The sequence below is a fragment of the Saccharothrix sp. 6-C genome (genome assembly GCF_016695385.1).
GTDB classification, from domain to species: Bacteria; Actinomycetota; Actinomycetes; order Mycobacteriales; family Pseudonocardiaceae; genus Actinosynnema; species Actinosynnema texasense.
In genome coordinates this window covers 3,315,254-3,334,921 of sequence record NZ_CP064192.1, presented here as the reverse complement: position 1 = coordinate 3,334,921, position 19,668 = coordinate 3,315,254, and the positions used below count along the sequence as shown (strand labels likewise).

The 19,668-nt window shown below is 72.8% G+C and carries 16 protein-coding genes; 6 read left to right on the top strand and 10 right to left on the bottom strand.

What is annotated here, in order from left to right; translation table 11 throughout:
* Position 1 precedes the first annotated feature (1 nt).
* From IOD16_RS14385 to IOD16_RS14350, 8 genes are read right to left on the bottom strand one after another with little or no spacing between them, the layout of a single operon-like run.
* Positions 2-844: an ABC transporter permease gene (locus IOD16_RS14385; protein ID WP_201440460.1), complete on the bottom strand. Its 843-nt coding sequence runs from the start codon at positions 842-844 to the stop codon at positions 2-4.
* Positions 837-1,937, bottom strand: coding sequence for an ABC transporter permease (locus tag IOD16_RS14380; RefSeq protein WP_123741213.1), 1,101 nt, complete (start codon positions 1,935-1,937; stop codon positions 837-839). Before IOD16_RS14380 ends, IOD16_RS14385 begins: the two co-directional genes overlap by 8 nt.
* Positions 1,934-2,668, bottom strand: a complete 735-nt coding sequence (locus IOD16_RS14375; protein ID WP_123741212.1) for an SDR family NAD(P)-dependent oxidoreductase — start codon at positions 2,666-2,668, stop codon at positions 1,934-1,936. Before IOD16_RS14375 ends, IOD16_RS14380 begins: the two co-directional genes overlap by 4 nt.
* Positions 2,661-3,452: a maleate cis-trans isomerase family protein gene (locus tag IOD16_RS14370; protein ID WP_201440459.1), complete on the bottom strand. Its 792-nt coding sequence runs from the start codon at positions 3,450-3,452 to the stop codon at positions 2,661-2,663. Before IOD16_RS14370 ends, IOD16_RS14375 begins: the two co-directional genes overlap by 8 nt.
* Positions 3,453-3,464: 12 nt before the next feature.
* Positions 3,465-4,190: a DUF2848 family protein gene (locus tag IOD16_RS14365; RefSeq protein WP_201440458.1), complete on the bottom strand. Its 726-nt coding sequence runs from the start codon at positions 4,188-4,190 to the stop codon at positions 3,465-3,467.
* Between the two features lie 29 nt (positions 4,191-4,219).
* Positions 4,220-4,615: a carboxymuconolactone decarboxylase family protein gene (locus IOD16_RS14360; RefSeq protein ID WP_201440457.1), complete on the bottom strand. Its 396-nt coding sequence runs from the start codon at positions 4,613-4,615 to the stop codon at positions 4,220-4,222.
* 3 nt (positions 4,616-4,618) lie between these two features.
* Positions 4,619-6,619 (bottom strand): FAD-dependent oxidoreductase, encoded by a 2,001-nt coding sequence (locus IOD16_RS14355; RefSeq protein ID WP_236594977.1) that lies wholly within the window; start codon positions 6,617-6,619, stop codon positions 4,619-4,621.
* Entirely contained in the window at positions 6,616-8,217 is a 1,602-nt protein-coding gene (locus IOD16_RS14350; RefSeq protein ID WP_201440455.1) for an ABC transporter substrate-binding protein, read from the bottom strand. The genes IOD16_RS14355 and IOD16_RS14350 overlap by 4 nt, the downstream gene beginning before the upstream one ends.
* Before the next feature lie 244 nt (positions 8,218-8,461).
* Between IOD16_RS14350 and IOD16_RS14345 the strand changes: the two genes are divergently transcribed.
* The 4 genes from IOD16_RS14345 (at position 8,462) to IOD16_RS14330 (ending at position 13,944) form a co-directional block, all read left to right on the top strand.
* Positions 8,462-10,471, top strand: a complete 2,010-nt coding sequence (locus IOD16_RS14345) for an oxidoreductase (protein WP_236594976.1) — start codon at positions 8,462-8,464, stop codon at positions 10,469-10,471.
* A 29-nt stretch (positions 10,472-10,500) separates the two neighbouring features.
* Entirely contained in the window at positions 10,501-11,268 is a 768-nt protein-coding gene (locus tag IOD16_RS14340; RefSeq protein WP_123741205.1) for an IclR family transcriptional regulator, read from the top strand.
* The gene (locus tag IOD16_RS14335) at positions 11,265-12,146 is read left to right on the top strand and encodes an HpcH/HpaI aldolase/citrate lyase family protein (protein ID WP_201440453.1); all 882 of its coding nucleotides are present in this window, start codon (positions 11,265-11,267) and stop codon (positions 12,144-12,146) included. The genes IOD16_RS14340 and IOD16_RS14335 overlap by 4 nt, the downstream gene beginning before the upstream one ends.
* Before the next feature lie 589 nt (positions 12,147-12,735).
* Entirely contained in the window at positions 12,736-13,944 is a 1,209-nt protein-coding gene (locus tag IOD16_RS14330; RefSeq protein WP_201440452.1) for a hypothetical protein, read from the top strand.
* Between the two features lie 75 nt (positions 13,945-14,019).
* Here the strand turns inward: IOD16_RS14330 and IOD16_RS40965 are convergent, their stop codons facing one another.
* A complete protein-coding gene (locus IOD16_RS40965) occupies positions 14,020-16,938 on the bottom strand; it encodes a BTAD domain-containing putative transcriptional regulator (RefSeq protein ID WP_201440451.1) in 2,919 nt (972 codons plus the stop codon).
* Between the two features lie 107 nt (positions 16,939-17,045).
* Positions 17,046-18,005, bottom strand: a complete 960-nt coding sequence (locus IOD16_RS14320; RefSeq protein WP_201440450.1) for a hypothetical protein — start codon at positions 18,003-18,005, stop codon at positions 17,046-17,048.
* Between the two features lie 232 nt (positions 18,006-18,237).
* Here IOD16_RS14320 and IOD16_RS14315 point away from each other — a divergent pair, with 232 nt between their 5' ends.
* Entirely contained in the window at positions 18,238-19,011 is a 774-nt protein-coding gene (locus tag IOD16_RS14315) for an IclR family transcriptional regulator (protein ID WP_201440449.1), read from the top strand.
* Between the two features lie 86 nt (positions 19,012-19,097).
* The gene (locus IOD16_RS14310; protein WP_201440448.1) at positions 19,098-19,619 is read left to right on the top strand and encodes an AbfB domain-containing protein; all 522 of its coding nucleotides are present in this window, start codon (positions 19,098-19,100) and stop codon (positions 19,617-19,619) included.
* Positions 19,620-19,668: the final 49 nt, after the last annotated feature.

The following is a 19,668-nucleotide window of genomic DNA, read 5'->3' as shown; positions in this document are numbered from 1 at the left end:
GTCAGCTCCCCTCCACCCGGCGCTGGATGCCGTTGGCCAGCACGTTGAGGCTGCCGATGGCGATGAAGATCGCGATCCCCGGGAACATGGCCACCCACCACTGGCCGGTGGCGATGCCCTGCGCGCCGATCTGCACCATCGAGCCCCACGTGGGGTCGGGCGGTGACACGCCGATGCCGAGGAAGTTGAGCGCCGCGATCACGATGACCGCGTTGGCCGCGGTGAGCGAGCACTGCACCAGGCACACGTCCACCACGTTGGGCATGATGTGCCGGAACACGATGCGCCGCGGTCGCGCGCCCGTCGCGACGGCGGCCTCGATGAACCTGCCGTCGCGGATGGCCAGCGCCTCGCCGCGGATGAGGCGGATGAAGCGCGGCCCGTTGATGATGACGATGGCGTAGACGATGTTCTGGATGTTGTTGCCGGTCAGCGACACGATGGTCACCGACAGCACGATCAGCGGGAACGACTGGAAGGCGTCCAGGGCCCGCATGAACCCCTCGCTGTAGCGGCTCTTCGTGCTCAGCGGTAGGCCGATCAGCAGACCCAGCACCAGCGAGGCCAGGGTGCCCGACAAGGCCAGCGGGAGATCGCTGCGGCCGGCGGCCACGACCCGGGAGAACACGTCGAAGCCGTTGGCGTCGGTGCCGAAGACGTGGTCGGCCGAGGGCGTCCGCAGCACGTTCGACGGGTCGGGGGTGGTCGGCCCGTACGGCAGCGGCGCGAAGAACGCGGCCAGCAGCATGACCAGCAGCACACCGCCGCCGAACACGATGCCGGGGTTGGCGCGGACGAAGGTCCAGGCGGTCGAGCCGGCCCGGGTCTCGAGTCGGTCACTCATAGCTCACCCGCGGGTCGAGGAACAGGACGACGAGGTCCAGCAGCAGGAACAGGGTCAGGGTCATCAGGCCGGCGGTGACCACGAAGCCCTGGATCACCGGGACGTCGACCTTGAGCACGCCGTCCAGCGCCCACTGGCCCATGCCGCGCCAGTTGAACACCCGCTCGACGATGGCCGCGCCGCCCAGCAGGGAGCCGAACAGGATCGCGACGTAGGTGATCACGGTGGTGCGCGAGGCGAGGAAGGCGTAGCGGACCACCGTCCGCTCCCGCAGGCCGCACGCCCGGGCGAACTCCACCTGCGGCGTGGTCAGCGCCGTGCCCATGCTGCCGCGGGCGGTCTTGGCGAAGTAGGACGAGTACACCAGCCCCAGTGACAGCACGGGCAGCGCCGCGTGCTGGAGCGCCGTGCCGAGCGTGACCCAGTCGCCGCTGAACAGGCTGCCGAGGATCAGGAACGAGGGCTGGTCGCCGCTCGCGCCCACCGGCAGCCGGCCGATCGGGGGCGGCGCCCAGCCGAGCAGGAAGAAGAACACGTAGATCCCGACCAGGGCCAGGAAGAAGTCCGGCACCGACTGCAGGACGGACGTGACGCCGCTCATCGCGCGGTCCGGCCAGCGGCGGGCGAAGTACGCGCCGAGCACGCCGATCACCAGGCCGAGCGAGATCGCGACCAGCAGCGCCATCGCCACCAGCTCGACGGTGTTCGGCAGGAACCGCCCGATCTCGTCGAGCACCGGCTCGTTGGTGAAGAACGACCGGCCCAGGTCGCCCTGCAGCAGGTGGCCCCAGAAGGACAGGTAGCGGTCCCACAGCGGCTTGTCCAGCCCGAGCTGGGCGTTGACGTGGGCCACCTGCTCGGGGGTGGCGAAGTCGCCCAGGATGGTGATCGCCGGCTCGCCGGGGATGAAGAACACCAGCACGAACGACACGCTGCCCAGGACGAACAGCGAGATGGGGACGATGGCCACGCGCTTGAGCACGTAGCGCAGCACGGGGCGGCGGGTGCGCGGGCGGCGCGGCCCGGTGGCGCCGGGGCCCGCGGCGCCGGTCACCGCGACGGCGCCGGCGATGGGGTCGGGAGAGGTCTTCACAGCACGCTCACCCCGCCGTCCACGGCGATCGTGTGGCCGGTGACCATCGCCGCGTCGGTCGACGCCAGCCAGCGCACGGCCGCCGCGACCTCGTGGGGAGCGACGACCCGCCCGAGCGGGATGGTCGCCATCTTGGCCGCCATGTACTCGGCGTCGTCCAGCACGTCGGCGGTCATCGGCGAGGGCACGATGGTGGGCGCCACGGCGTTGACGCGGATGTCCACCGCCGCCCACTCGACGGCCAGGACCTTCGTGAGGTGGACGATCGCCGCCTTCGTCACGCCGTACACCGCCGAGCCGCCGATGGCGACCAGGCCGCCGGTGGAGGCGAGGTTGACGATCGAGCCGCCCCGTTGGGCCATGGCCGGGTAGGCGGCCTGCGACATCCGGAACGTGCCGTTGAGGTTGACGTCCACCACGCCGCCCCAGACGTCCTCGGGCATGTGCTCGGTGCGCCCGCGGGCGTTGATGCCGGCGTTGTTCACCAGCAGGTCCAGCCGGCCGCACCGCTCGGTGGTCTCCTCGACCGCGGCCCGGCAGGACTCGCCGGAGCGCAGGTCGAGGGTCACGGCGTGCCGCGCGCCGGGCGGTCGCCCGCCGTCCAGGTCGGCCGCGACCACGGTGTAGCCGTGCGCGGCCAGTTCGGCGCACAGCGCCGTGCCGATGCCGCCGGTCGCCCCGGTCACCAGCGCGACGAGCGCGCGGCCGGGGTCGTGCGCGTCGTCAGCCACCGGTCACCACCCCCGCCGCGGTGCGCGCCGACCACTGCGCGCGGGCGGCGTCGGGCAGCCCGGCGCGGGTGAGCGCCGTGCCGGGGCTGAACGGCTCCTCGACGCCCGCCAGCCGCAGCAACGCCCACAGGGTGGCGAGGTTGCTGCTCACCGCCGGACGCCCGGTGTCGGCCTCGACCGCCGCCAGCGAGTCCAGCGTGCGCCAGTTCGTGCAGCTGATGACGACCGCGTCGGCGTCGGTCACGTCCAGTTCCCGGGCCGCCAGGTAGGACTCGGTCGGTTCGAGCCTGCCCTTGTCCAGGTTGGACAGGATGCGCAGGTCGTGGCGGGACACCACGTCGAACCCCGCCTGGACCAGGTAGGACTGCGCACCGTCCGCGACGGACGTGACGTAGGGGGTGGCGACGGCGAGCCGCCGCGCCGCCAGGGCGGCCAGGGCGGCGACCAGCGCGCTGCTGGTCGTCACCACGGGAAGGCCGTGCCGGCGGGTCAGCTCGTCGCACATCACCTGGTCGGGGTCGCGGCCCCCGAGGAAGCTGCCCGAGGTGCAGGCGAACGCGATGGCGGCGACGCCCGCGCCGGCCAGCTCGGCCGCGGCCCGCTCGACGTGGTCGTGCATCGCCAGCAGGCTGGCGACCTTGTCCTGCTCGGCGGCCACCTCCGCGACCGGCACCCGGGTGGCCAGCACCGCCACGTCCCGGGGGACGTGGGCGGCGAACTCCGGCTCGACCGTGGTGTTGGTCGACGGGACGATGACGCCCAAACGGGCCCTGCGTCCGTACATGGGTTCTCCCGGCTACTGGTCGGTCGGTCGGAGCGGGACTCGGTGGTCCGGTTCGACCTCGGCGAGCAGGTCGACCACCGCGTAGTCGAGTTCGAGGCTGTCGCCCTCGGGATCGCGCAGCCGCGCGGTCCACCTGGTGCCGAAGCGGATGCGCTTGTCCAGGCTGGTGTAGGTGCCGCAGTACACCAGGTAGGACTTCGGCAGGTCGGTGACCCGCGCGCCGAGGGCCGCGATGACGTCCCTCGGCGGCAGGAAGACGGAGGCGGGCGAGCGCTGGTACAGCTCGCCGTCCACTTCGGACTCCAGCACCAGGCGGTCCCAGGCGGCCTCGACGTCGGCCAGGGGCCGGACCCGGCGGCCCAGCACGCTGGGGCAGTACTGCTTGGCCCAGATGATGCTGTGCCGCTCCAGCTCCCGGTCGGTGTGGTCGGACCCGACGCCGACGTACACCTCGCCGTCCTGCACGACCAGCACCAGCTCCACCTCGCCCGAGGTGCGCCCGCTGTGCACGCCGATGGTGTCGTCCGTGGTCACCGAGTTGACCGACATCGGGTAGACGCGCGGTGCGGGCCGGTCGAACGCGATGCGCACCCCGACGTCCGCGACCTCCTCCTGGTGCGCCAGGGCGGACGCCGGGTCCACCGTGGCCGAGCCCAGGTTGTAGACGCGTTCGGGCAACGCGGTCAGCTCGCCGTCGTCCTGCCCGGCCCGGGCCACCCGCAGCGTGAACGTGGTCATCCTCCGGCCTCCTCGCCGACCGTCGTGGATCAGGACTCGTCGAAGACCTTGGCGAGCACGTGCGTCGCCTCCTCGACGGTGGGCACGCCGCCGGGCAGCGCCGAGAGCAGGATCGCCTCCAGCACCTCCCGCCTGGTGGCGCCCTCGCGCACGGCCCGCTTGGCGCTCCAGACGATGCCGTCGGGGTCGCCCTTGACCGCGGTGGTGATGCCGACCAGGACCAGGTAGCGCGTCTTGAGGTCCAGGGCGCGTGGCTGGTCGGAGAACAGCAGGTCCGAGGCCAGGTCGTCGTACTTGCGCAGGATCTGCGGGTCGACCTCGGCCATCAGCTCGTGCACCGGCAGCAGGTAGCCGCGGCGGGCCTTGACCCGGGCCAGGGCCTCCTCGTCGGTGATCTCGGTGGTGGCGGCGGTGTTGTCGGTCATCGGTCAGATGTCCCTTCCGGCGAGTTCGCCTTCCCAGATGGCGTTGAAGACGCGGCGCGGCGACACGCAGTCGCCCACCGCGCGGACCGGCACGGAACCCTTGAGCGCGTGGAACAGCGCGTCGTCGGCCCGGTTGCCGGTGCTGAGCACGACCGCGTCGACGTCCTCGTGCGGCACGAGTTCGCCGGTCCAGACGTCGCGCAGGACGACGGTGTCCTCCACGACCTCGGCCAGCTCGTGGTCGGTGATGAACCGGATGCCCTTGTTCCGGGCCCGGCGGTAGGTGGACTGGAGGTCGCGGCTGGCCTCCAGGTCGGGCGAGACCTGCGGCAGCCGGGTGACCAGGGTGACCGCGTGCCGGCGGTCGGCCAGGTACTCGGCGGCGACCAGCGGCTGCCGCGCGCCGGTGTCGTCGAAGATCATGACCCGGGGTCCGATCTCCGCCCTGCCCTCCAGGACCTCCTTGATGGAGTGGACGTTCCACTGGTCCACGCCGGGCACGGTCGTGCCGTCGCCCCACGACGCCGGCCGCAACGAGCTCCAGCCGTGCTTGAGCGGGGTGGAGCCGGTCGCCACCACCACCTCGTCGTAGCCGGAGAGCAGTTCGGCCGCTTCGACCCGGTGCCCGAGCTTCACGTCGACCGAGGTCTCGCCGAGCTGGGAGACGAGCCAGTCGGTGATGCCCTGCCACTCGGCGTAGGTCTCGGACCGGCCGATCAGCCGGACCTGGCCGCCCAGCTCGGACTCCTGCTCGAACAGGGTCACGTGGTGGCCGCGCTGGGCCGCCGTGAGCGCGGTCCGCAGCCCGGCCGGGCCGCCGCCGACCACCGCCACCCGCTTGGCGACGCTGACCGGGAGCAGCGTGCCCACGCCCAGTTCCGCCTCCCGCGCCACGGCGGGGTTGTGCACGCACGCCAGCGGCGAGTTGACGATCGAGGCCAGGCACCAGTTCGCGCCGACGCACGGCCGGATCGAGTTCGCCTTGCCGTCCCGCGCCTTGTTCGGCCACTCCGGGTCGGCGATCAGCGTCCGGGCCATGCCGATCAGGTCCGCGCCGCCCGACGCCAGCACCTGCTCCGCCAGCTCCGGGGTGTTCATCCGGCCCGCCACCACGATCGGCAGTTCCGGCACCGCGGCCTTGATCCGCGCGGTGTCCTCGACCTGGAACCCGGCGGGCTTCGGCGTGGCGCCGTAGATGTTCATCCGCTCCAGGTAGGTGCCCTGGGTGACCGAGATGTAGTCGACGAGGCCGGTGTCGGCGATGGCCCGCGCGATGCGGGTCCAGTCCTCGTTGGTCAGCCCGCCCGGCACGTCGCCGTCGTTGCCGTTGATGCGGACGCCGACGATCTTGTCCCGGCCGGTTTCCGCCCGGGTCTTCTCGATGATCTCCAGGACGAGGCTCAGCCGCCGGTCGAAGTCGCCGCCGTACTCGTCGTCGCGGTGGTTCGTGGCGGGCGAGAGGAACTGCCCCAGCAGGTAGCCGTGGGCCAGGCCGTGCACCTCCACGCCGTCCAGGTCGCCCTCGACGGCGTAGCGCGCCGCCAGGACGTAGCCCTGGACGAGCTCGTCGATCTCCTCGGCGGTGAGGACGTGCGGCATCTCGCGGTAGACGGCGCAGGGCACCGACGACGGCGCCCACACCGGCAGGCGGTTGACCTGGCCGCTGGTCTCCCGGCCGCGGTGCCACGGCTGGGCGAGCAGCAGGCAGTCGTACTCGCGCACGGCCGCGGCGAGCTTGCGGTAGTTCGGCACGACCGCCTTGTCGAAGGCGAAGATCTTGCCCTTGTACGGCTGGGTGGTGGGGTGGACCGCCATCGCCTCCATGGTGATGACGCCGACCCCGCCCTTGGCGCGCTCCGCGTAGTAGTGCACGTGGGCGTCGCTGAAGTTGTGGTCCTTCACCAGCTGGGTGCTGTGGGCGGTCATCCAGATGCGGTTCTTGGCCGTCTTCGGGCCGATCCGCATCGGGCTGAACAGGTTCGGGTAGTCGGTCATCTGGGTCATCCCCGCTTGAGCGTGTGGACGAACATCTCGCCGTTGGGCGCGTGCTGGTAGTTGGTGAACCCGGTGCGCACGGCGTGCACGAAGTCGCGGTCCACCAGGTAGATGAGGCCGGGGTAGGCGACCTGGAGCTCGGAGGCCTCCTTGGCCAGCTCGTCGCGCTCGGGGCCGGGGCTCAGGGCGCCGATCCGCCGCGCGACGGCGTCCAGCTCCGCGTTGGCGTAGCCGAAGGTGTTGAGCTTGCTGAACGAGGAGTTGTAGAGGAACACCGAGTAGTAGGGGTCGGCGACGGCGGGCGGCTCCAGGTACAGCAGCGCCTGGAAGTTGCCGTCGTGGAAGATGGTGTTGATCTCGGTGGCGCTCGCGACGGTCTGGATCTTGACCTCGACGCCGACCTTGGCCAGCTGGTCCTTGAGCAGGATCGCGATCTGCTCGGCCTCCGGGCCCGGTCGCGCCGGGCTGATGTGCAGGGTGATCGACGTGGCGCCGACCCCCGCGTCGGCCAGCAGCTCCTTGGCCTTGTCGACGTCGTGGGCGTAGGTGCCCTCGGCGGTGTGCTCGATGCCGTACGCCTGGCTCAGGCCGTACCGGCTCGGCTTGTTGAAGCCGCGGTAGACCGCGTCCACGATCGTCTTGCGGTCGATGGCCAGCGAGAACGCCTGCCGCACCTCGGGCTTGCCGAGCACCGGGTCCGCCGCGTTGAGCACCAGGGGGATGCGGTCGGCCGACACGCAGGTCTGCACCTCGACGCCGGGCGTGGACTTCAGCTGGGCGTACTGCTCGTACTGGAGCCCCGTGCCGTAGTTGGCGTTGCCGGTGGAGACGAGCTGGGCGCGGCTGGAGGCGTCGGGCACGGACAGGAAGACCAGCTTCTCGACGTCGCCGCGCTCACCCGGGTAGTTCGGGTTGCGGGACAGGGTGAGCCGGTCGCCGGCGACGAAGTCCTCCGGCTTCTGGGTCCACGGGCCGAAGGTCGCGCTGTTCTTGGCGACGTACTCCTTGCCCCACGGGTCGGCTTCGGTGACGTGCTTCTTGACCTCGGTGCTGTCGAGGATGCGGAACTGGGCCCAGGTCAGGATCGCGGTGTCCATCGCGGACGGGTTGTCCATGACGATCTCGAACGTCTTGTCGTCCACGACCTTGATCGGGTCGGCGGCGTAGTCGGCGACGTCCTGCATCAGCGTGGTGGGCGTGCCGACCTTCAGCGCGACGAGCCGGTCGATCGTCCACTTGACGTCGGCGGAGGTGAGCTTGTTGCCGGCGGCGCTGGTGGCGTCGCGGAGGGTGACCTTGACGGACTTGCCGTCCTCCGAGCGCTCGTGGGTGTCGGCCAGCTCCCCCTCGAGCTGGTCGACGTTGGCCAGGACGTCGCACCCGGCCTTGTCCAGCTTCTCCGTGCCCCACCGGAACAGCGAGCTGCCCAGCTCGAACCCGACGTTGCGGGAGGGGTCGCCCTGGTAGTCGGCGGGGTCGAGGCTCGTCGGGAGGCCGGACAGCGCGTAGGTGAACGTGGAGCCGGCCGCCTGGCCGCCGGCGGCCCCGCCGCCTCCGCCGCCACAGGCCGTGGCGGTGAGCGCAATCGCCGCGACGAGGACGCCCATTCGGGTGATTCCAGATGACGTGCCGAATGTCCGCTTCGCCCGGTCCAGTGATCTTTTCGTCATCCGAAACCTCACCTTGTTCCGCTCAGTGGGAAGGCAGTACGCTTGTGTTCCACTCTGAGGAGTGGCGCACATCATGTCAAGGTTCTTAGCTTGGCGATGCAAGGACGTAACCGGACGTAACCACAGTCGCCTGATCGGTCCAGAGGTCTGCCCTGGACGGCTCACGTCAAGAGGAGGTGCGGTGACGACACCCGACGAGCTGCTCACCCCGGTCCGGGCCGGCAGGCTGGAACTGCGCAACCGCGTCGTCGTGCCCGCTCACACGACCAACTTCGCGGTGGACGGCCTGTTCTCCGACCGCCACCTCGCCTACCACCGGGCCAGGGCCGAGGGCGGTGTCGGCCTGATCATCACCGAGGGCATGCGGGTGCACCCGACGAGCCTGGGCCGGGCCAACACCGTGTCGGCGTTCGACGACCGGGTGGTCGGCTCGCTGGCGGAGCTGGTCCGCGTGGTGCACGGCGGCGGCGCGAAGCTCGCGGCCCAGCTCCTGCACGTGGGGCGGCAGGCCGGTGGGCACAACGTGCTGACCGCGGCGTGGGGCGCGTCGGCGTTGCCGTGGTCGAGCACCGCGGCCATCCCGCACTCGATGACCACCGACGAGATCGCCGAGCTGGTCGACGCCTTCGCCGCGGCGGCCGTGCGGGTGGCGGCGGCGGGCGTGGACGCCGTCGAGCTCCACCTCGGGCACGGCCACCTGCTGCAGCAGTTCCTCTCCCCCGCCACCAACCACCGCGACGACGCCTACGGCGGCAGCCTGGCCAACCGGCTGCGGCTGGCCCGGGAGGTGGTCGAAGCGGTGCTCGGCGCGCTGCCGGGAACCATGCCGGTGATCCTGCGCGTCAGCGCCGACGAGTTCCTCGACGGCGGCCTCGACCTGGAGCAGATGCTCGTCGTCACCGGACTGCTCGTCCGCGACTACCGCTTCGACGTGCTGCACGTCAGCCACTCCGCGTACGTCGGCACGGGGAGCGTGGCGACGCAGATCGCCGACATGAGCTTCCCCGCCCTGCCGTTCCGGCACCTGCCCCGCGCCTTCAAGGCGGCGTTCCCCGACCTCGCCGTGCTCGCGGTCGGCCGCGTGGACGACCTGGACAACGCCGCCGCGCTCGTCGCCGACGGCAGCGCGGACCTCGTCGCCCTGGCGCGACCGCACATCGCGCTGCCCACCCTCGTGGCCTCGCGCACCGATCCGGCCGCGCCCCCGGCCCGCGAGTGCATCGCCTGCAACCAGGGGTGCGCGGGCCGGCTCGAACTGGGCCTGGGCATCAGCTGCGTGGTCAACCCCGAGGTCGGCCTGGAACGCGAGTGGGCGGCCCTGCGCGAAGCCGCGCGGCACGCGCCGAAGCTGCGCGTCCTCGTCGTGGGCGGTGGCACCGCCGGGATGGAGGCCGCGAGCGCCGCCGCGTCCGCCGGGCACCGGGTCACCCTGGTGGAGGCCGCCCCCGAACTCGGGGGCGCGCTCCGGCTCGCCGCGAAGCTGCCCATGCGCGGGCGCTTCGGCCTGTTCGTCGAACAGCTCGCCGCCACCACGCGCCACCTCGGCGTCGACGTCCGGCTGGGCGTTCGCGCCGACGCGGCGTTGCTCGCCGAGGGCTGGGACCACGTGGTGTTCGCGACCGGGGCCGCCGCGCCCGCCGAACCGGTCCGGGCGACGTCCGGTTCCTCCTACCCGGAGATCCCGGTGGACCGGGCCGTCGAGGAGCCCGGCGGCACCGGTCGGCACGTGGTGCTGGTGGACGAGGACGGCACCGCCACGGCCCTCGCGCTGGCCGACCACCTGCTGCACGACGGCCGCCGCGTCACCCTCGTCACCGACCGCGCCGCGCTGTCCTGGCGCGTGCCGGTCTACTCGAAGCCCGCGCTGCTGGACCGCCTGCGAGGCAGGGGGTTCAGCGCCGTCCTGCTGCGCGCGCCGACCGGGATGGCGGGCGACTCTATGATCCTCACCGATCCGCTGTCGGGTCGCGCCGAGCAGGTGGACCAGGTCTCGTCGGTGGTGTTCCTGCGCCCGCGCGAGGCCAACGCCCACCCACCCGTGCCGAGCGGGGTGTCGACGACGTCCGTCGGCGACGCCTACGCGCCCCGCACCGCCCTGGAAGCCGCGTTCGAGGGGCGCTTGGCCGGGCTGGCCGCCGCGCGGGCGGTCGGGGTGCGCGCCGCGGCAGCCGCGCTGAGGGGGAGGTTGTGAGAGCCGTGGACGTCGAGAGGACGAGTGGGATGCAGTCGAGCGGGATGCAGTCGGTCGACCGGGTGGCCGCCGTGCTGCTGAGCTTCACCGGCGCGGACGCGGAGTTGGGGGTCACGGACATCGCCGAGCGGCTCGCGCTGCCCAAGAGCGCCGTGCACCGGGTGCTGGAGGCGCTGACGAGCTGGGGCCTCGTCGCCAAGGAGCACGAGCGCGGCAAGTACCAACTCGGCCCGCGCGCCACCGAGCTGAGCCTCGCCGCCCTGGGGTCGGTCGACGTCCGGGCGCTCGCCCTGCCGGTGATGGAGGAGCTGCGGGACCTGACCGGCGAGACCGTGACGCTCAGCTTCGTCCTCGGCTCCCACCGCGTCTACGTCGCCCAGGTGCAGAGCCGCCAGGACGTGCGCATGACGATCGAGGTCGGCCGGCGGGCCCCGCTGTACGCGGGCGCGTCGGGCCGGGCGATCCTGATGACCTTCAGCGCCGCCGAGCTGGACCGGTACCTGTCGCAGACGGAGCTGACGCCGCTGACCGAGCGGACCGTCCACGACGACCGGCAGCTGCGGGACCTCCTGGACGCCGACCGCGCCCGCGGCTACACCGAGAGCGTGGGCGAGCGCGACCCCTACGCCGCCGCGGTCGCCGCGCCCATCACCGCCCGGCCCAACGCGCGGGCGTTCGCGTGCTTCAGCGTCTGCGGCCCCACGGCCAGGCTCGGCGACGAGGTCATGCGCAGCTGCGGCCCGGCCGTGGTCGACGCGGCCCGCCGGGTCTCCGAGATGCTCAGGGGTAGCTGGTGACACCACCCGCGAGGAGCTTCCTCTACGTCCCCGGGCACCACGAGGACCGGCTGCGCAAAGCGGTCGCCGGCGACACGGACGCCGTGATCCTCGACCTGGAGGACGCGGTGCCCGCGGCGGACAAGGACCGCGCCCGCCGGGCCGTCCGCGCCCTGCTCGCCGACCTGCCACCGGGCCGGTCCGTCTGGGTCAGGGTCAACAGCGAGCCCGACCTCGTGGAGGAGGACGTCGCGGCCGTCGCGTCACCCGCCCTGACCGGCATCTGGGTCCCGAAGGCGGAACCCGGACCGCTGCGCCGCGTGGCCGACCTGCTCACCGCCGTCGAACGCCGCCACCACCTGGCCCCGGGCGCGATCGCGGTCGTGCCGTTGATCGAGACGGCCCTCGGCGTGCTGCGGGTCGAGCAGGTGTGCGCCGCACCCCGCGTCACGCGGCTGGGCATCGGGGAGGCCGACCTCGCCGGCGAGCTGCGCCTGCGCCCGGACGACCGGCGCAGCGAACTGCACGGCATCCGCCTCCAGGTGGTGCTGGCCTCCGCCGCGGCCGGCCTGAACGCGCCGGTGGGCCCGGTCGAGACCGACGTGCACGACACGCAGCGGCTCGCGGAGACCACGAACCTCCTGCTGCGTCAGGGTTTCCGCGCTCGCACGGCCCTGCACCCCCGCCAGGTCGCGACGATCAACGCCGTCTTCACCCCCACGCCGGCGGAGATCGCCGAAGCCGCCGCGCTCGTCCGGGACTTCACCGACCACGCCGCGGTGGACCGCGCCGGCCGTTTCGTGGACCCTGCCGTCCTCCGCGCGGCCCACGAAGTCCTCGCCCGCGCGGACGCCTCCGCGACACCGGCGGGGCGTCGCAACCCCGCGTCGGACCGCTGAACCGCGGCGCTCGCCGTCCACGCCGCGACCTGGACGAGAGCGCAGGACGGGCAGGAGGTTGCCCGAGAGCCGACGTTCCTCGGGACCAGGAGGCGGAAGGTCGTGCGCGGGGGCGGTCCCACCGGCAGTGGAACCGCCCCCGCGGTGTCAGGACCGGTAGTGGGAACCCGGCGGGTAGGGCGGCGTCGTCCGCTCGACGCGGCGCCGACGGCGCCGCCGGACGACCACCGCGGTGATCAGGGCGTCGACGGCCAGGCAGCTCCTCGACCGACCGATCCGCGCCCAGCTCGGCGTCAGCCGGCGCGCCGTGGCTGCGCTGTCCGCCCAGCACCCCGGCACGCCCATACGTCGACATCCGCTGGTCCACTCGCCCAGACCGTGCGTGGAGTGGCCTGCTACGGGAGATGAGCCCGCGGTGGGCGTGTCACCGTGGCTGCGCCCGGACACCAACGCCTCCGCGCGGTGCTCGAGGTGATCCGGCTCCCCTGCCCGGGTTACCACAACCGGAGCACAGGCCGGTCGCAACCCGCCGTCCGTAGACCTTCCCCGGAGACGATCGCCCGGTCGTCCACGACAGAGAGGTCCTCGGATGAGAACACCACCGCGCACCGGCCTTCCGGGTCTGCGCCGTTACGCGATCCCGCTGCTCGTGGCGTCGCTGGCGGTGCTGGCCGTGCCCGCGCAGGCAGTCGCCGGGCCGCCCCGCACGGCTGTCGAGGAGCCGGAGTACCCGCCGACGCCCGGCCCCGCCCCGCTGGCCGACACCCACCCGGCGCTCCTCACCATCACGCAGGACGCCGAGCTGGCGCTGCGCTACACCTACAGCGCCGTCGCCTCCGACCCGACCGCGACCTACCCCGAGGGCAGCATCGAGGCGGACCTGAGGACCGGTCTGCTGTCCCTGCCCGCCGACCGCCTCCGCCCGATCGTCGACACGGCGCGAACCCTGGTCGCCTCGCCGGTGGAGACCAGGATCGAGCAGTTCGGCAGGCACGGCCGGCTGCCCGTGGAGGAGTTCCGCAGGCTGGGCTTCGACGGCGCTTTCGCCGACGTGCGGTACGACCGCGAGTCGCTCAACCGCACGATCCTGGCCCGTGCCGCGGAGCTGGAGCGCGAGGGTTGGGTGGACGACGAGGCCGCCGCGCGGTCCGCCCTGCCCAAGCTGACGTCGCTCGACCTGCGAGTGGACAAGGTCAAGTGCGTGGACGAGACCTCGGACTGGTGGTTCGAGGACGAGATCGCCATGGGCGGCGTCGCCGTCGACCACATGGGCAAGGCCACGAAGGTCAACCGGTGGTTCGTCGGCGACTTCGACCAGGGCGACTCGGTCAACTACGCCGACCCCGGCAAGCTGTTCCGGCGGTTCGACCTCACCGCCGCCGGTGCCTGGCCGCGCAGCTTCGTGGCCACGGTGATGCTGGCGGAGGAGGACGAAGGCGATTTCGCCGCCGCGATCCAGCAAGCCTGGGCGAAGGTCTCCGCCAAGGTGCAGGCGGAGATCGCCAAGGCGGTCGCCTCGGCCACCGCGCCCTACGTCGGGGCCGCCATCGCCGAGGCGATCGGCCAGGTCGTGGGCTGGTTGGCGGACAAGTTCGCGACCTGGCTGATGGGCCTGCTCGACGACGAGCTGTTCAAGGCCGGCACGGCGTTCGTGAAGCTGCCGCACCGGCTCCAGCCGTTCTACGTCAACCCGCAGAACCTCGGCTGGACCAACCACCGGCTGCCGCCCACGACGATGACCTTCATCGGCCACGACGGCCAGTACAAGGTGAACCTCCACTGGCAGGTCAACCTGTGACAGCGCGGCGCGGTGGCCGGCCCACGACGGTCGGCCACCGCGCCGCGTCGGCTCCCGGGAGCGGCGCCGGCGCCGTCAGGTGGCACGCAGCGGTCGAGGCCCGTCCTCCAGCGTCACAGGCGTCTCGGCACCTTCGGCGTACGCCACGTGATAGGCGTCCTCGCCGAGCATCGAGCGCGCGCGGGCGGCGGTCCGCTCGCGGTCGTCGCGTTCCTGCGCCGGGACGGGGATGCCGTGCGGTTCGCGCAAGGAGTCGGCGAAGCCGAGCAGCCGTGCCCCGGTGGAAGGCCGCCCGATGGCCAGGTAGGCGGCGGCCAGGGTGTCGGCCACGCTCGCCTGCCGCCAGCGGTCGCCGACCGCGCCGTGGACCTCCAGGCCCGCGCGCAGCCGCGCGACGGCGTCCACGGGGTTGCCCGTCCGGAGGTCCACCAGCCCCAGCACGTCGTAGGCGTAGCCGAGCCCCTCCTTGAACCCCAGCTCGCGGAAGGTGCTCAGCGCCTCCTCGGCCAGCCTGCCGGCTCGCCTGAGCTGTCCTTTGTAGACGGCGGTGAGCGCGAGCTGGATGCGCGTGGACGCGACGCCTTCTTCGTCCCGCGCGAACCGGTAGTGGCGCAGCGCCTCGCTCAGCAGCGCCTCGGCTTCGTCCAGCTCCCCCGCCGCCCACGCGGTGAAGCCCGCCATCTGGCGGATGTCCGCGACGGCGGCCGGGTCGTCGGCCTGCGCGACCAAGGCCTCGTCGTAGTACTCGCGGGCCTCCTCGTAGTGACCCCGTTCCCGGGCGATGGAGCCGAGCAGCCGCAGCGCCCTCGCCTCGCCCGTCCGGTCGTCCAGCGCGCGGAACCCGGCCAGCGCCCTGGTCGCGTGCGCCGCCGAATCGGCGTAGGCCAACTGGAAGTAGGCGAGGAACGCGGCGGCGATCAGGGCGGCGGTCACCAGGGGCGGCGGCGCACCGTCCCGCCTGCCTGCGAGCGCGTCGTCGAGCCAGCGCCGGCCGCGCCGGTAGTGGCCGCTGAGCCGGTGGTACCGAGCCGTGGCGACGGCCAGGCGCAGCCCCGCCGCGTCCTCGCCACGAGCGGCGAACCACTCCTTGGCCGCCCAGAGGTTCTCGGCCTCCGCCCCGAACCGGCGCATCGACTCGACCTGCCGGGGTCCGCGCAGGCCCGCGTCCGCGTCCTCGGCCGAGGCGAGGTAGAACCGGCCGTGCAGCTCGTGCGCCCGGTCCGCCTCGGCGGGCCGACCGGCCAGCTTGCCGACCGCGAAGTGCCGGATCACCTCCAGCAGCCGGTACCGCGCGCCCGCCGGGCGGTGGTCGACCACGACCAGCGACTTCGCCACCAGGCCGGCCAGGGCGTCCAGGGTGCTCGGCCCGTCCTCCTCCCACACCGCTTGCGCGGCGTCGAGGTCGAACCCGCCGTGGAACACGCCCAAGCGGCGCAACCTGGTCTTGGCGGCGTCGTCGAGCAGGTCGTAGCTCCAGGAGATGGTCACGTCCAGCGCTTGGTGGTGGGGCCGCCCGCCGGGTTGGGGGGCGTGCAGCAGCGCGGGATCGTGCACCCGGTCGGCGATCTGGGGGATGGAGAGCACGTTCGTGCGTGCGGCGGCCAGTTCGAGGGCCAACGGCAAGCCGTCCAGCCGCCGGCAGAGGCGGGCCAGCGCGCCGGCGTCGTCGTCGGTAAGGGCTCGGGCGGCGGGCTGCGCCGCGCGGGCGAGGAACAGCCGGACGGCGGCGTAGTCGCGCACCTCGTCGAGACCGGTCGCCTCGGCCGGCGGCGTCGCCAGGCCCGCCACGGGCCGGATCGCCTCACCCAGCAGGCCGATGGCCTCCCTGCTGGTCGCCAGCACGCGCAGGCGGGGGCAGGAGCGCAGCAGGCGGTCGACCACCGGCGCGCAGGAGTCGAGCACGTGCTCGCAGTTGTCGAGCACCAGCGTGACGGGCCGTGCCCTCAGGTGGCGGACCGCCGTGTCGACCGGGTCGACGCCCGGGTCCTCGCGGACGCCGAGCCCGTCGCACAGCACCTGCGGCAGCCGGTGCGGGTCGGACAGCGGCGCGAGGTCGACGAAGACCGCCTCCGCCCGGTTCTCGCAGACCGCGAGGGCGAGCCTGGTCTTGCCGGCCCCGCCCATGCCGACCAGGGTGACCAGGCGGTGGTCCTCCAGCAACGCGGTCAGCTCGGCGACCTCCTCGGCCCGGCCCACCAGGGGCGTCATCGGGGCGGGGAAGTCGCGCTCCGCCGGTCGCGGTGCCTCTTCGACGCCCGCGGCCAGCACGGTGGCCTCCAGCCGGCGCAGCCCGGCGCCCGGTTCCAGGCCGAGCTGGTCGACCAAGGTGGCCCGAGCCCGTCGGTAGGCATTCAGCGCGTCGCTCCGACGCCCGCCCTCGGCGAGCGCGAGCATCAACAGCTCCCAGAACCGCTCCCGCAGCGGGTGGTCGGCGACCAGCCCTTCGAGCTCGGCGACGACGTGCGCGCCGCGGCCGAGAGCGATGTCGGCCTCCAGCAGCTCCTCCATCGCCGAGAGGCGGACCTCGCGCAGCCTCGCCACCTCGGCGTGCCCCCATTCGTGGACGGGGCAGTCGGCCAGCACGTCCCCGCGCCACAGCGCCAACCCCTCACGCAGGTGGGCGGCGACCTCGCCGGGCGTCCCGGCGCTGCGAGCGCGGCGGACGAACTCCTCGAACCGCCTGCTGTCGACCGCCTCCGGTCGCACGTCCAGGGCGTAGCCGGGTGGACGGGTGACGATCAAGTCGCCCAGGCCGGCGCGGGCGAGCGAACGACGCAGGTGGGCCATGTGGGCGTGCAGGTTCCGAGTGCCCGACGGCGGCGGGTCCTCGCCCCAGATCGCGTCGAGCAACGCCTCCTGCGACACCACGCGTGGCGCCCGCAGGGCGAGCAGGCCGAACATGGTGCGGGGCCGCGGGCCGCCGAGCCCGACCGGGCCCGCCGGCCCGATCAACTCCAGGTTGCCCAGCACCCTGATGTCGGCCTTCGCGGTCATCTCACGACCAGCAGACCACGAGGCCCGGACCGGGCGCCACCGCCTTTCGGGCGGCCCCGGTCCGGGCCCCGGGTCGCGACCCGGCCGCGATCACGAGTCGTGAACGGTCACCGTTCGCAGGACCTCACGCGCTCGCCGCCGGCGCACGTGTCCGTGCCCGTGCCGCCATCCAGGACGTCCTCGCCCGAACCGCCTTCGAGGACGTCGTCCCCCGAACCGCCGAGCAGCGTGGCGGGCAGGTCGGTGCCGTTGGCGAGCCGATCGTCCCCGTCGTCGCCGACCAGGGTGATGCGCCGGACCCCGTCGCAGGCGACCGCGGTCAGGTCGGACGGTTCGAGGTGCCGACAGCCGACGCCGGCGACGATCGGCGCCGCGTCGCGGACGAGGTGGCGTCCGCCGGGCAGCGGCGAGACCACGGCGGAGTTCGCCCTGTCCGGCGCGGCGGTGTGCCGGAGCTCCGCGTCGTGGACGTCGACGTGGGCCGCCCCCTCGACGATCCAGAGCAGCGTGTACAGGCCCGGGTCGCCGGTGATGCTCTCGATGTCGTTGTAGACGAAGTCCCCGGGGGGCGAACCGGACCCGTAACCGTACTCGACCGTGTCGGCACCGTCGCCGCCCTTGAGCGTGTCGCTGCCACTGCCCTCTTGCCAGGTGAAGATCGTGTCGTCGCCCGGTCCTCCTGACACGGTGTCGTCCGACATCCCGATCTTGATCACATCGCTCCCGGGGCCGCCCAGGATGGTCGACATCGGCTCTCGGACGGAGAGCTCGTCATTCTCGTCGCCCAGGTCGATGTGGACCGCCGTGACCCCGTCGCCACACGTCACGGCGTTCTCGGAGAACCCGCTCTGCCAGCATCCGCTGCCTGCGTGCAGGGCGATCGGGTTCTTCTTGTCCACGATCACCATCTCCCCCTCCTTCTGCGCGTCCACGTGGTTCTGGAAGCCCTCGTAAGCGACGAAGTGGATGGTGTTCCCCTCCCGGCGCACCCACCCGCCGTAGGCGTCGCCCTCCGCACTCGCACCGGTGATCGCCCCCGCGGCCACCGTGACCGCGACAAGCGCCACGGCGACCACGCCTCCTCGTGCGCTGCTCCTCATACCTGTCCCCCACTCGTGTGGTGCCCGGGTTTCCGGTTCTCCGATGTTGTAGAGCAGCAGGCTTGTGATCGGGTTGTGGTGCCTCCGACCCCGCGACCCCCGACTCTTGGGTGACCTCGCCCCACTGGTCCTCCGCCGGCAGAGGCCCATGAGGGCGCCGGTCGACGAGGGCTGCGCTTCGGTAACGGACGTGGGCCGGGTGACGAGCTTGCAGGTGGAGGGGGAGGTGGGCGTGCGCGATCCGGTGCGGCACGAGGTCGACGAGGCGGTGGGTGGCCGCGGTGTGCTCGAAGGCGGCTTCCGGCTGCTCGACGTCCTCTCCCGCGCCGAGTGCGGCATGGGGCTGTCCGGGCTGGCCCGTGAAGCCGGGCTGCCCAAGTCGACCACGCACCGGCTGGTGGACCAGCTGGTGGAGCTGGCCGCCGTGCAGCGCTACGGGGGGCGCTATTTCATCGGGCACCTGATGTCGCGTCTGGGCAACGCCTGGCAACCGATCCCCGGCCTGCAGGACGCCGCTCGCGAGCCGGTGCGCCGGCTGTCGGTCCTCACCTCGACCGCCGTCGTGGTGACCGTGTTGCACGAGAACCGGGTGCGGGTGGTCCTCGGCACCCGCGGACCGGTGACGGAACTGCCGCGGTTCCACCCCGCCGACGAGTTCCCCGTCACCACCGCCACCGGGCAGGTCCTCCGGCTGGCCGGCGCGCCGGCTGCGGGCGACCCGCCGGCCGGGTTCACGTCCGGCGAGTGGCGGCGGGCGCTCGCGGAGTTCCGCCGGGCCGGGTCGGCGGTCATCGACCGGCACGAGGTGATCGCCGGCCTGTGCTGCGTCGCCGTGCCGGTCCGCCGCGACGACGGCTCCCTCATCGGCGCGGTCGGCGCGATCTCGGTGACCGAGCGGGTGCCCGCGGGGCTGGACGACCTCGTGCGGCGGGCCTCCCTGGACATCACCCGGAGCCTGTCGACGAGCCGCTGAGGCCGGTCCGCTGAGCGGACCGCGCTGTTCCCCCACCCACCACCGCGGCGGACTCTTGCCGTCATGCGCGTGAAGGGAGAAGTCCGATGGCGCATCACGGCAACTACCCGACGATGTCGTTGCAGTCCTTCAACCACCCCACGAAGTACGTCCGGCACCGCGATTTCCTCGGCGAGCTGACCGACATCACGACCGACCTCGACAAGCGGGACGCCACGTTCCTCTCCGGACGCGGCGACCACAACCCCGGCGTCGGCGAGAGCGTCGCGTTCCGGGCGTCCGACTGGCCGCGGTTCCGCCTGCGGCACCAGGACTTCGTCATCAAGCTGCACGAGGACCACCTCGTCATCGACCCCGACCGGCCGCCGACCTACCTGACGCCCGAGTCGGAGCTGTTCCTCGCCGACACGTCCTTCCGCATCGTCCCCGGCCTGGCCGACCCGTCGTGGGCGTCGTTCCAGTCGGTGAACTTCCCGGACCGCTACCTGCGCCACCGCGACTTCAGGCTCTACCTGCAGCCCGCGGCCGACGACCTGGCCCGCGCCGACGCGACGTTCCGCATCACCGACGGGTTCGTCCCCGGGCCGCCCCGCCCCGACATCGCCTGACGCGGCAGCGGCGGCCCGCGCCTTCCTCCGACCTGACGAAAGGACATGC